The 13,127-nt window shown below is 37.9% G+C and carries 9 protein-coding genes; 6 read left to right on the top strand and 3 right to left on the bottom strand.

Going from position 1 to position 13,127, the window contains the following annotated elements; translation table 11 throughout:
- Positions 1 to 3: 3 nt before the first annotated feature.
- Positions 4 to 3,537 (top strand): T9SS type A sorting domain-containing protein, encoded by a 3,534-nt coding sequence (locus AC27VX_RS08015; RefSeq protein ID WP_488694933.1) that lies wholly within the window; start codon positions 4 to 6, stop codon positions 3,535 to 3,537.
- Positions 3,538 to 3,695: 158 nt separating this feature from the next.
- Complete coding sequence (locus AC27VX_RS08010) at positions 3,696 to 6,020, top strand: GEVED domain-containing protein (RefSeq protein ID WP_488694931.1); 2,325 nt, start codon at positions 3,696 to 3,698, stop codon at positions 6,018 to 6,020.
- A 160-nt stretch (positions 6,021 to 6,180) separates the two neighbouring features.
- Here the strand turns inward: AC27VX_RS08010 and AC27VX_RS08005 are convergent, their stop codons facing one another.
- Both AC27VX_RS08005 and AC27VX_RS08000 read right to left on the bottom strand, forming a co-directional pair.
- On the bottom strand, positions 6,181 to 6,339 hold the full coding sequence (locus AC27VX_RS08005) for a hypothetical protein (RefSeq protein ID WP_236858095.1): 159 nt from the start codon (positions 6,337 to 6,339) through the stop codon (positions 6,181 to 6,183).
- Positions 6,340 to 6,381: 42 nt separating this feature from the next.
- Complete coding sequence (locus AC27VX_RS08000) at positions 6,382 to 7,209, bottom strand: ion transporter (protein WP_236858096.1); 828 nt, start codon at positions 7,207 to 7,209, stop codon at positions 6,382 to 6,384.
- Between the two features lie 61 nt (positions 7,210 to 7,270).
- On the opposite strand from AC27VX_RS08000, the gene AC27VX_RS07995 reads away from it, so the two are divergent.
- Positions 7,271 to 8,368 carry a Nif3-like dinuclear metal center hexameric protein gene (locus AC27VX_RS07995; RefSeq protein ID WP_488694929.1) on the top strand — a complete coding sequence of 366 codons (1,098 nt, stop codon included), beginning with the start codon at positions 7,271 to 7,273 and terminating at the stop codon, positions 8,366 to 8,368.
- A 2-nt stretch (positions 8,369 to 8,370) separates the two neighbouring features.
- Complete coding sequence (locus AC27VX_RS07990; protein ID WP_236858098.1) at positions 8,371 to 9,147, top strand: zinc ribbon domain-containing protein; 777 nt, start codon at positions 8,371 to 8,373, stop codon at positions 9,145 to 9,147.
- A gap of 202 nt (positions 9,148 to 9,349) precedes the next feature.
- Here AC27VX_RS07990 and AC27VX_RS07985 read toward each other — a convergent pair whose 3' ends face one another.
- Positions 9,350 to 11,128, bottom strand: coding sequence for an AMP-dependent synthetase/ligase (locus AC27VX_RS07985; protein ID WP_236858099.1), 1,779 nt, complete (start codon positions 11,126 to 11,128; stop codon positions 9,350 to 9,352).
- Between the two features lie 376 nt (positions 11,129 to 11,504).
- On the opposite strand from AC27VX_RS07985, the gene AC27VX_RS07980 reads away from it, so the two are divergent.
- Both AC27VX_RS07980 and AC27VX_RS07975 read left to right on the top strand, forming a co-directional pair.
- The gene (locus AC27VX_RS07980; RefSeq protein ID WP_236858100.1) at positions 11,505 to 12,644 is read left to right on the top strand and encodes an acyl-CoA dehydrogenase; all 1,140 of its coding nucleotides are present in this window, start codon (positions 11,505 to 11,507) and stop codon (positions 12,642 to 12,644) included.
- Positions 12,645 to 12,665: 21 nt separating this feature from the next.
- Positions 12,666 to 13,031, top strand: coding sequence for a hypothetical protein (locus AC27VX_RS07975; protein ID WP_236858101.1), 366 nt, complete (start codon positions 12,666 to 12,668; stop codon positions 13,029 to 13,031).
- Positions 13,032 to 13,127: the final 96 nt, after the last annotated feature.

Genomic DNA, 13,127 nt, shown 5'->3' with positions numbered 1-13,127 from the left:
TTTATGAAGAAAATTCTACTAACGTGCCTTACCGCTTTTTATTATTGCGTGTCAGCACAGGTTGGGCCGCCACAGGCTGCCGGCCCCAATACGAATAACGGGTATGCACTCACGCAGTCATCAGGTACCTATACGCCATTGTCTACCAATAGAACCATATGGCAATCCGGAGCAACTATGGGAACCGATCTGGTGTCCGGAGCAATCCCTTTGCCGACTCCTTTTACGTATAATAACCAAAAATATAGCTCTGTCTATATTAGTAATAATGGTTTTATTACATTGGGGGTTCCAGCGGCCAATACTACGTATACCGGATTATCCACGGATGTTTCACCAACTACTTATGACGGGGCTTTTGCAGGGTTTGCTGTCAATTTAAGACATGCCAGTACTACCACCTCTGAAATTGCATATGAAACGGTAGGTTCAAAGTTTATTGTTCAATATACAGATGTTCAGGGGAATACTGCATCGGCCGCTCAGCTGATTAATTTCCAGATACAATTAGACCTTACTGCTAAAACAATTGCTATTGTTTACGGAAACTGTGTTTCAGGAAGCGCCACCCTTTCTGGGCAGGTAGGGATAAGAGGTTCGGAAAGTTCTGATACCAATAATTTAACAGGAACTAACTGGACTGCCCTTACTCCGGGAACTACAATATCTTCCAATCCAACTTTAGGAACTACAAACGGAACAACAGTTCCTGTTTCGGGACTGACTTTTACTTATACACCGGGAACATGGCAGACTGCACCTCAGACCTATGCTACTCTGCCTTTTACAGAAAATTTCAGTACCTGGGCAGACGGGAACTCTACTTTAGATTTACCTAATGCCAATTACTGGAGAACCTGGCCGGCAAGAGGGGATAATTCATGGAGGCAGAGTGATATTACAACCACAGGATTTACTTCTGCATCAGGATGGGGCGGTACCGGAGGATCTTCAACGGCTTCTTCTTCGGCAGTAGCACCCGCGGCTAGATTCCACTCGTATAACTGTCAGAATGCTTCAGGATATATGGACTTGTATGTCAATTTATCTTCAGGTACAGGGAATAGATTCTTAAGTTTTGATTACATCAACCCTTCAGGTACAGATGTTTTGAAAATTCAGCTTTCTACAGACGGTGGAAACACCTTTACAGATGTAGGCTCTACGTTTGGTGTTGCCGCATCATGGATTACCAACTTTGTAGATTTAGGATCATCAAGTCCAAATGCAGTCGTAAGGTTTTTAGCTAAAGGTGATAACGGAAGTGATGATATTTATGTGGATAATGTTAAAATTACCACAGTTACAATTCCGGATTGTGCCGTAGTTACAACTCCTGCAAATGCAGCAACAGGACTATCTATCACTCCAAATATTAAATGGAATGCAACAGCCGGGGCAACTTCTTACAAACTAAGCATTGGAACTACACCTGGGGGAACAAACGTTATGAACGGGGTAGATGTAGGAAATGTTCTTACCTATACGATACCTACTGCAACTCCGTTATTATACGGTGTTACTTATTATGCAACTGTATCACCTACAAATAACTACGGAACAGCAACCGCATGTAATGGATCATCATTTACCACTAAAAATATTGGATGTCCAACAGTAAGTGCTCCTTCTTCAGCAGCAGCAGGGGTTTCTGTAACGCCAACTATTACATGGAGTGCCGTTACCGACGCAACAGGGTACAAGTTGTCTATCGGTACTACAGCAGGAGGAACTGATGTGATGAATAATACTGACTTGGGTAATGTATTAACATATACACTTGCGGCTCCACTTAATAACAGCACAAAATATTTTTATACTGTTAATGCTTATACTTCAACAAGTAATTCTGCTTCTTGTACTGAGCGTAACTTTACAACTGTTTGTTCTGCTGAAAATGCTCCAACTGTTTCCCAAGGATTTACAGCATTCACTCCATCATGTTGGTCTGTGGCTAAAGGAGATGTTACAGCTTCATCTACTTTAACATATGGATCCAGCAAATGGACCGCTGAAGCAGGTTTTGCAAATGCAGGATCCAATTCCGCAGTAAGACTGAATTTATATGGAAATAATACAGGAGATTGGTTAGTTTCCCAGGGAATAAACCTAGGAGCTACACCAGGTATGTATAGAATAAGATACAAAATGGCAGTTACGAGTTATTTAGCTACTGTTTCTCAAACTACATTAGGTACTCACCAGGTTAGAATTATAATTTCTACTGATGGGGGGACTACATGGAGTAATGCAAACACTTTAAAAACATATACAGGAGCAGGAACTTATTCCAATACGGGTCAGACAGAAACAGTAGACCTTGTCGGGTATTCTGGAACTGTTAAGATTGCTTTTGTAGCGACTACAAGTTCTACCTCTCCGGATATTGATTTCCATATTGACGACTTTATTGTAGAGGCTGTACCTACATGTCAGGAACCATCTTCTCCTGTAGTAGCAAATCCTACCGTTTCTTCAGCTACTTTATCCTGGACTGCTCCTGCTTCGTTGCCGGCGGGTGGATATGAATACTATTATTCAACAAACAGCACAACTCCTGTTGCTGCTACAGCTGCTAGCGGAACCAGTAATGCAACCTCAGTTCAACTATCAGGACTTGCTTCAAGCAGTCTATATTATGTATGGGTAAGATCGGTTTGTAGTACAGGAGATAAGAGTCCGTGGATAGGATATGCTTCTTTCAATACATTATGCGGTACTGCTATGGCACCGTTTGTTCAAAACTTTGACGCTGGTATTGCGCCAAACTGCTGGAATAATGTGAATCCTATGGCTACTACAACAGATGCTACTCTTTTCTGGAAATTCTCGGGATCTGCAGATTATGGTGCCAGCGCTGCCAATAATGGAAAAGCAGCAGGTACCTATGCATGGGTAGATGCAAGTACACCATACACAGGAGCTGGTGCTAATACTGTACAATTGGTGACCCCACCTATTAACTTAACAGGATTGACATCACCTTATGTTTCTTTTGACTGGTTTAAAAATCATTCTACTTTAGCAGGAACTACAGTGGGTGTTTCAACATATGATAACAACAAACTGACCGTAGAAGTGAATGACGGAAATGGGTGGGTATCTGTCTTTAGTGATAACTCAAACCTAAACCAATGGAGAACTGTTGGTATTCCTTTAGCAGCATCTTATATAGGAGCTACTGTCCAGGTAAGATTTACTGTAGATAAAAATGTAAGCAATAATGGATATTACTATGATGATGTTCTTTTGGATAATGTTGAAGTAAAGCAAAATCCTAATTTGGGGACTTCTGAAGTAGTAGCAAAAATCAACAGCATTAAAGTGTATCCTAATCCGTTTACTGATACGCTTTCTATTTCGGATATTTCTAAGGTACAATCCGTTTCAGTTATTGATGTTGCGGGAAGATTAGTGAGAACTATTGATCATCCTTCTTCCGTACTTGAGTTGAGATACCTGAAAGAAGGAATGTATCTGGTGGTACTTAATATGAAAGACGGATCTAAACAGACCGTGAAAGCAATTAAGAAATAATTTCTTAAAAATTCATAAAAAAAAGGCTGTCTTGTAATAAGACAGCCTTTTTTGTGAATTTAATTATCTATGTATTTATTTGAGTTAAATTTAATTTTTTATATGTTTTTGTCTCTTATTTTTACTTAATTTTAATTATTAATATAAATATAAAATGTATGAAAAGTGTTTTACTCGCTGGTTTTTTAACCATGGGCTTTTTAGCCTCTGCACAAACCTATTGTGTACCCGAATTTAATTTTGGGTGTAGTGGAGGAGATGTAATTGATTCTTTTGCAATTCCTGCTGCCGGATTTGATCATCCTAATACGGGATGCTCTCCAGGATCATATGGAGATTATACTTCTATGACCATTAATATGAATGCAGGATTAAGCTATGATTTTTCTGTTAAGCATGACTATGGTAGTCAGAATGTACGAATCTGGATCGATTTTAATAACGACGGAACGTTTGATGATAGCGCGCCAGAACTTGTAGCTTCGGCAAGCAGTGCATCAGTAGGTGGAGAGAATATCACTTCGGGAATGATTGTTATTCCTGCTACTGTTACACCGGGTACTTACAGAATGAGAGTGGCAGACCGATACTCCAGTCAGCCAATTCCCTGTAACGTGTCTGGTTATGGAGAAGCGCATGACTACACAGTAGCTATTGGAGCGCCTCCAAACTGCCTTGCTCCAACTGCTCTTGTGGTATCCGCTATTACTTCAAACTCTGCTCATCTTGTCTGGACAGCTTCCACTTCCACTCCTGGTAATGGCTACGAATATTATTATTCAACTTCTGCTTCCACTCCTACCGCTGCTACTGTGGCTTCTGGATCCAGTAATACGGTAAGTGCTGATTTATCTGCACTTAGTCCTGCTACATCCTATCATGTCTGGGTGCGATCGGTTTGCAGCACTACAGATAAAAGTGCATGGTCTCAAATGGCAACATTGGTTACAGCCTGTGTTTCCGTAAATGTGCCTTATACACTTGATTTTGAAAACGTATCCGTGCCGGATATGCCGATTTGTACCGCAGTAGTGAATGATGGTCTTGGAAATACATGGACAACATATGATCTGGATGCTCAGGGATTTGCAGGAAATGTCCTTCGCTATTCCTATAATTCTTCAGAAAGTGCAAACACCTGGTTTTTTACTAATGGAATTAACCTTACCGGGGGAGTTAGCTATAGAATTAAATACAAATATGCCAATGCAGAAGGAACGGTGTATACTGAAAAATTAAAAGTAGCCTATGGAAATTCAGCGACAAGTGCTGCAATGACGAATACTCTGGCAGACCATCCTGATGTCATTAACAGTACCGCTACCGGTAACTTTGTGGATTTTACCCCGGCAGCTACAGGAGTCTATTACTTTGGATTTCAGGCGTATTCTGATCCTGATATGAATAAATTATATGTTGACGATATCAAAGTGGACGTAACACCTGCTTGCAGTGAACCTAATGTATTAACTGTTTCTAACGTAACCGCGGCAGGAGCTACAGTTTCCTGGACAGCTGTCAACCCCGTGCCGGCAAATGGTTATGATATTTATTACAGTACAACCAATAATGCTCCCACAGCAAATACTTCTCCTAATTTTACAGGAGTTATGGCGACTACCTATAATATACCGGGATTATCTTCTTTTACTCCTTACTATGTATGGGTGAGATCTGCATGTAGCGCTGCTGATAAAAGTGTATGGAGTGACTATGCAACCTTTACTACTTTATGCTCAAGTGCACCCCTTCCATATGTGCTTGATTTTGAAAATGTTACTCCTCCGGAACTTCCCGGTTGTACTTTAAATGTCAATATGGGATCAGGTAATGACTGGGAGACCTCATCAGCTCCTTCTGGAAGCCAGACATTTACGACCAACGTATTAAAATATTCATATAGTTTTTCTGACCCTGGAAACACATGGTTCTTTACTCAGGGACTGGACTTGACAGCCGGAGTCCAATATACCATTAGTTATAAATACGGAAATAATTCAACCACTTACGTTGAAAAATTAAAAGTAGCTTACGGTACCTCAAATACTGCCGCGGCAATGGTTAACCAGCTGGCAGATTACCCATCAATTAGTGATGATACAGCACATACGGAAACAATCACATTTACTGTTCCCGCTTCCGGAGTTTATTATTTCGGATTTAATGCTTATTCAGATGCTAATCAGGATGATCTGTATCTTGACGATATCAGTATCAATTATACAAATCTGGCAGTATCGGAGGTTTCTCAAAAGAAAAATGAGATCAGAGTATACCCAAATCCATTTACAGACGTATTAAATATCTCTGATATCAAAAATGTCAAGAATATTCTGGTAAATGATGCTTCGGGAAGAATATTGAAAACTATTGCAAATCCGGATTCCACTATTCATTTAAATGAGCTGAAGCAAGGAGTGTATTTAGTAACATTAGAAATGAAAGACGGTTCCAAGCAGACTGTCAAAGTCATTAGGAAATAATTGATAATTTATAAAACAAACAAAGCGGATCCGGTGGTTCCGCTTTTTTGATAAAAAATGAATAAAGGGTGGGTATTTCGGGCTAAAAGAAAAAGATGAGTAAAATAATACTCATCTTTTTTTACTTCAGCTATCATTTCTCATCCATCCTCCATGTCAATTACTTATTAGGTACAGGCTGTATATCTCCTGTATTCATATGATCGAATACTGTAGGGAAGAACATCGCCAGTATAAAATAGATGATGATCATTAGCGCGATGAGTGCAAAAAGAATGACTACTAAGGCATTCGGTCGGTTTTTCTTTGTTGGTTCCATGATTTTGTGGTATTTGGTAAAAAATTACTTTTATATCAAATATTAAGCTAATTTCTTGCCACACTGTTTGCAATATCTTGCATCATCGTCAATATCCTCATTTCCACAACGGTCGCATACCTTTTCCAGGTTTTGTCTTTTATTCCTCATTTCGGCAGTGACAATTCCTGTAGGAACCGCAATAATAGAATAACCGGCCAGCATCAGAACAACCGCAAAAAACTTTCCAAGAGGGGTAACAGGAGATACATCTCCGTATCCTACAGTAGTTACAGTTACAACTGCCCAGTAAATAGATTGCGGTATTGTCTCAAACCCCTGTCTGCCTCCTTCTACCATAAACATAAGAGAGCCTACAATCACTGAGAAAATAATCAGGAACAGGAGGAAGATATATATTTTCCTTGAGCTGTTTTTCAAGGCCCTTACGATGAGGTAACCATCATTCATAAAGTCTAGTAAGTTGAAAATCCTGAATATTCTCAGCATTCTCAGCATCCTGAAAATCAGGAAGTATTTGGTGATCGGGAAGAATAAGCTAAGATAAAATGGGGCCAGAGCAAGAAAGTCTATAATGCCCATAAAACTGAAAATATAGCTTCGCCTATTCTTGATAACTGCAATTCTCATAGAATATTCTACCGTGAAAAACATAGAAATAATCCATTCAAATATGAGAAATGTATAATGAAACTTTTTGTCAAGCAGCGGTACACTTTCCATCATAATAATGGCTGTACTTATAAGAATCAAAGACAGTAGCGTAATATCAAACAGCTTTCCGAGCCTGGTATCAGAGCGGTAGATTATGCGGTAAAGGAATCTTTTCCATAGGGAATCTTCAGGAATAAGATTATGCTCTCTTTCCATTTTTAATGTCTTTTTAAATTAACAAATTATCGTTATTTTCGTAGCAAACATACAGAATAAAATGACAATAAGAAAAGTAATTGCAGAAATAGATAAGCTCATTCCTTTACAGCAGGCAGAAGGATTTGATAACGTAGGATTGCTGTGTGGGGTACCTGACCGTAATGTATCCGGGATTCTGGTTTGTCATGATGCTTTGGAAAATGTAGTAGATGAAGCCATTGAGAGAAACTGCAATCTGATTGTATGCTTTCATCCTATTATTTTTTCAGGATTAAAATCTTTAACAGGGAAAAACTATGTAGAAAGGGCTGTCTTAAGAGCTATTGAAAATAAAATTGCGATTTATGCTATCCATACCGCTTTTGATAATGATTTCTTTGGAGTGAATCATGGTATATGCAGTCAATTGGGACTGAAAAACATGAAAATTCTTCAGCCTAAAGAAAACAATCTTAAACAGCTGACGGTTTTCGTTCCAAAAGAGTATTCAGAAAAAGTAAAAGAAGCCCTGTTTTCTGCGGGAGCCGGAAATATAGGATTTTACAATGAATGCAGCTTCACGGTCAATGGAAATGGTACATTTACGCCTGCAGAAGGTTCCAACCCTTTCTCGGGACAGCAGAATATCCGTGAAAATGCTGATGAAGACATGATTTCTGTAATTTTTGAAGGTTTTAAACAGGGCCAGATTGTAGGAGCTATGAAGGCTGCACATCCGTACGAAGAAGTGGCACATCAGATTTACAGTCTGGATAACAAAAACCATTTTGCAGGATTGGGAATGTATGGGGAGTTTGAAGAAGAAATGGATGAAAAAGATTTCCTTGGACTTGTAAAAGAAAAATTTGGATTAGAAGTGATCAAACATTCCGCTTTTAATGATAAAAAAATTAAAAGAGTAGGGGTTCTGGGAGGGTCCGGAGCAAGTGGAATCCGTTCAGCAGTTTCCAGGAAATGTGATGCCTATCTTACAGGGGATCTTAAATATCACGATTATTTTTTGGCAGAGTCTAAAATGCTGATCTGTGATATAGGTCATTATGAATCAGAACAATTTGTAAGTCAACAATTATTTGAAATTTTATCACAAAAATTTAGTACATTTGCAATTTCAAAATCTATTGAAAAAACAAACCCAGTAAATTATTTCATTTAAATATGGCAAAAACCAACGATATTTCAGTTGAAGAAAAATTAAGAGCTTTATACGATTTACAGATCATTGATTCAAGATTGGATGAAATCCGAAATACTAGAGGAGAATTGCCAATTGAAGTTGAAGATCTTGAAATTGAGATTGAAGGTCTTGAAAAAAGAGCTGAAAAATTTCATGCAGACATCAAAGATCAGGACGATCAGATCAAAACGAAGCATGAAGTTATTAACCATGCTAAAGCTTTAATTGAGAAATACAAATCTCAGCAGGATAATGTAAGAAACAATAAAGAGTTTGAAGCATTAGGGAAAGAAATGGAATTCCAGGATCTGGAAATTCAACTTGCTGAAAAAAGAATTAAAGAATTCGGAGTTAAAATTGCTCACAAAAACGAAACTTTAGACGAACTGACTGAAAAGATCAACGATTTGAAAAACCACTTGAAATTCAAGAAAGAAGAATTGGATGGTTTGATCTCTGAAACTCAGAAAGAAGAAGAATACCTGATTGAGCAGTCTAAAGAATATGCAGGTAAAATTGACGAGAGATTACTTGCTTCTTACAACAGAATCAGAACAAACTCTATCAACGGTCTTGCCGTAGTAGGATTAGAAAGAGGAGCTCCAAAAGGATCTTTCTTCACTATTCCACCACAAAAGCAAATGGAAATTGCTCAGAGAAAGAAAATCATTATTGATGAGCACTCTGGGAAGATCCTTGTTGATGACGAGTTGGTAATGGAAGAAAACGAAAGAATGAAATCAGTTATTAAATTCTAAGCACTGATTATCCATCATACAAAAGCTGTTTCAAAAATGAAACAGCTTTTTTTATGTGCAGTGGATATAACATTATTTTTAGGGCGATGAAATTTTTGGCAGATTGTTTAAAAAACTACATTGAAAAATAATTCGATAGAAATAGGTTTTACCCTGTTTTTAAAGATAAAAAAACCGCTTCAGGAGAAGCGGTTGATAATTTCTATTCGTGATGATCATACATCTTATTGTACAGGGCGATAAATTTCTCTTTTACAGCCTTTCTTTTAAGCTTCAGGGTTGGAGTAAGAAGCCCGCTTTCGATGCTCCATACTTCGGGAGTAAGCTCTATTTTCTTGATCTTTTCCCAATTTCCGAGATGTTCATTCATTCCGTCAATTTCTTTTTCAATTCTTTGTTTCAGTTCGGGACTTTTAGCAATCTCTTCCGGCGTTGAACCAATATTGAGATTGTTTCTCATCGCCCAGCTTTTCGCAAATTCAAAATCAGGCTGTACCAGGGCACATGGCATTTTTTCACCATCACCTACTACCATAATCTGTTCAATGAATTTTGAAGCTTTTGCTAAATTTTCAATCGTTTGAGGAGCAATGTATTTTCCCCCTGAGGTTTTGAACATTTCTTTCTTACGGTCAGTGATCTGTAAAAATCCGTCATTATCAATATTTCCGATATCTCCGGTCTTGAAAAATCCATCCTCCGTAAAAGCCTCTTTGGTCATCTCTTCATTTTGGAAATAACCTTTGAATACTGAGGGTCCCTTTACAGTAATTTCACCATCTTCCTGAATTTTTACTTTTAGATTATCTAATGGAACTCCCACAGTTCCTACTTTCATTTTATCAAAACTGTTTACAGAAATTACGGGTGAAGTTTCTGTTAATCCATAACCTTCCAGAATTGGAATACCTGCATTCTGAAACATTAAATTAAGCCTTGTAGACAGTGCTGCAGACCCTGAAACCAGCGTTACAATTTCTCCGCCTAAACCTTCTCTCCATTTAGAAAAAACCAATTTGTCTGCAATGATTTCCTGAAGTCCGGATGGTTTTGATATTTCTTTCTTTTTGCTGATTAAATTTAACGCCCAGAAGAAAATTTTAGATTTTAATCCTCCAGCAGAAGAACCTGTATTGTAAATTTTATCATATACTTTTTCTACCAGCCTTGGAACTACCGTCATATAGTGAGGCTTCACTTCTTTTACGTTTTCGCCCATCTTTTCGATACTTTCTGCAAAATAGAGAGAAAAACCGTTGTATTGATAAAGGTAGAACAGCATTCTTTCAAAAATATGGCAGATAGGAAGGAAGCTTAGCGCTCTTGTTTCCTTATAGTCCAGGCTTTTCTTCTTTGGAATTCTGGGGATAGCTCCCAATACGTTAGAAACAATATTGTTGTGCGTAAGCATTACCCCTTTTGGCCTTCCGGTGGTTCCGGAGGTGTATATAATTGTTGCAAGATCTTCAGTATTGATGGCATTAGAAAGATCATCTACTTCAATTTGTGTAGATTCATCTTTACCCAGATCCAGAATCTCTTTCCAGTTAGCTGCCCCGCTTATATTGTCGAAAGTAAAAATTCCCTGCAGACTGGGAATATTATGCTTTACTTTCATTACTTTATTCAGCAATTCTTTGTCAGAGACAAAACAGTATTGAATTTCAGCATTATTGAAAATAAATTCATAATCTTCCGGCGAAATACTGGGATAAACCGGTACTGAAACCACTCCGATCTGTGAAATTCCAAAATCCATAATAGCCCATTCCGTACGGGAATTGGTGGTGATTAAAGCGATCTTATCACCCGGTTTTATACCGAGTTTCAGCAATCCTCTGGATATCTTATTTCCTTCATTGATAAACTCCTGTGTAGAAGTTTTTTCCCACTCACCATGATATTTGGTAACAAACATATCTGTTTTAGGATATTTTTCTAAAGCATAGTGTGGTATATCGAATAATCTTTTGATCGTCATGATTTTTTAAGTAATTTATAAAGAAATTTAAATATAAGCATTTTTTTTAATTGTTGACGTCTGATTGTCATAATTAGAAATTAGTTAAATGCTAACCATAGTATATTTCATCAAAAAGGGGGCCGTAAGTATGGAAATGAGATTTATGAAAGGTGACGATGAGTGGAATATTTCAATTTATAACCTCTTACTTTTTTCTTTTTTTGAGTAACTTTTTATCCTTCATTTAGCCCTCATAACCTCTTATTCCGTAATTTGTATTCCGATCTCCAAACCTCCGCCTGCTTCCTTTCTTTCAGCCTTTTTCATGCTTTTAATTTCTTTTTTCATATTTGCTTAAAAAGTGTAAATTTACGGCTATCTAATTATTTTTTTTATGGACTTTAATTTATCAGAAGAACAGCTGATGATTCAGCAGGCAGCAAGAGACTTTGCCCAAACCGAACTATTACCGGAAGTTATTGAAAGAGACCGTGACCAGAAATTCCCCGCAGAACAGGTGAAGAAGATGGGAGAGATGGGTCTTTTGGGAATGATGGTTGATCCAAAATACGGAGGTGCAGGCATGGACAGCGTTTCTTACGTATTGGCAATGGAAGAAATTGCAAAAATAGATGCCTCTGCAGCAGTTGTAATGTCTGTAAACAATTCATTGGTTTGTGCCGGTCTTGAAAAGTTTGCATCTGAAGAACAAAAAGTAAAATATCTTACTCCACTGGCTAGCGGACAGGTGATTGGAGCATTTGCATTATCTGAGCCGGAAGCAGGTTCTGATGCAACCTCTCAGAAAACAACCGCAGAAGATAAAGGAGATTACTACCTTTTAAATGGTATTAAAAACTGGATCACCAATGGTGGAACAGCTTCTTATTATATCGTAATCGCTCAGACAGATCCTGAAAAAAAACACAAAGGGATCAATGCTTTCATCGTAGAAAGAGGATGGGAAGGTTTTGAAGTGGGAACAAAAGAAGACAAATTGGGAATCAGAGGAAGTGATACTCACTCTCTGATCTTTAATAATGTAAAAGTTCCTAAAGAAAACAGAATTGGTGAAGACGGATTTGGTTTCAATTTTGCTATGGCTGTATTGAATGGTGGAAGAATTGGGATTGCTTCTCAGGCTTTAGGAATCGCTTCCGGAGCTTACGAACTGGCGTTGAAATATGCTAAAACAAGAAAGGCTTTCAAAACTGAAATTATCAACCACCAGGCAATTGCTTTCAAATTAGCTGATATGGCTACTCAGATTACTGCCGCAAGAATGCTTTGCTTTAAAGCAGCATGCGAAAAAGATGCAGGAAAAGATATTTCTGAAAGCGGGGCTATGGCAAAACTATACGCTTCTCAGGTAGCAATGGATACTACTATTGAGGCTGTACAGATCCACGGTGGATATGGATATGTAAAAGAATACCACGTAGAAAGATTAATGAGAGATGCAAAAATCACTCAGATCTACGAAGGAACTTCTGAAATTCAGAAAATAGTGATCTCAAGAAGCATCGCAAAATAAAAAAATATAAACACATTACCTATGAAAAAATCTTTGTGGATCACTCTCGGTGTCGTACTGCTTTTATTAGGAGTATTTGTATGGTATAAGTTCTTCTTCGTTTTTGGAGAAGGAGTGAAGTCCGGATACCTGAATTACGCCATGAAAAAGGGCTATGTCTTCAAAACCTATGAAGGTAAACTGATTCAGGAAGGATTCGGGAAAGGAAGAACAGGAACTATCACAAGCTATGAGTTTGAGTTTTCTGTAGCTGATCCTGAAGTTTTCAAACAACTGGAAACAAACAGTGGAAAAACCTTTGATCTTCATTACAAAGAATATAATGGTGCACTGCCGTGGAGAGGAAATACAAAGTTTGTCGTAGACAAGATTGTGAATATGAAATAAAATAAATAAGGCTCTCAAATTGAGAGCCTTATTTTCACCAAATCACAAAATATTAATATATGAAATAAAAATTTCCGGGTTAATTTTTTTTGAACC

This window comes from Chryseobacterium sp. 14P4.3.2 (assembly GCF_057799275.1).
This window is presented reverse-complemented; position numbering and strand designations above follow the sequence as displayed.

Coding starts and splice junctions, on each gene's coding strand:
- AC27VX_RS08015 (WP_488694933.1), top strand. CDS start 4: ATGAAGAAAATTCTACTAACGTGCCTTACCGCTTTTTATTATTGCGTG.
- AC27VX_RS08010 (WP_488694931.1), top strand. CDS start 3,696: ATGAAAAGTGTTTTACTCGCTGGTTTTTTAACCATGGGCTTTTTAGCC.
- AC27VX_RS08005 (WP_236858095.1), bottom strand. CDS start 6,339: ATGGAACCAACAAAGAAAAACCGACCGAATGCCTTAGTAGTCATTCTT.
- AC27VX_RS08000 (WP_236858096.1), bottom strand. CDS start 7,209: ATGGAAAGAGAGCATAATCTTATTCCTGAAGATTCCCTATGGAAAAGA.
- AC27VX_RS07995 (WP_488694929.1), top strand. CDS start 7,271: ATGACAATAAGAAAAGTAATTGCAGAAATAGATAAGCTCATTCCTTTA.
- AC27VX_RS07990 (WP_236858098.1), top strand. CDS start 8,371: ATGGCAAAAACCAACGATATTTCAGTTGAAGAAAAATTAAGAGCTTTA.
- AC27VX_RS07985 (WP_236858099.1), bottom strand. CDS start 11,128: ATGACGATCAAAAGATTATTCGATATACCACACTATGCTTTAGAAAAA.
- AC27VX_RS07980 (WP_236858100.1), top strand. CDS start 11,505: ATGGACTTTAATTTATCAGAAGAACAGCTGATGATTCAGCAGGCAGCA.
- AC27VX_RS07975 (WP_236858101.1), top strand. CDS start 12,666: ATGAAAAAATCTTTGTGGATCACTCTCGGTGTCGTACTGCTTTTATTA.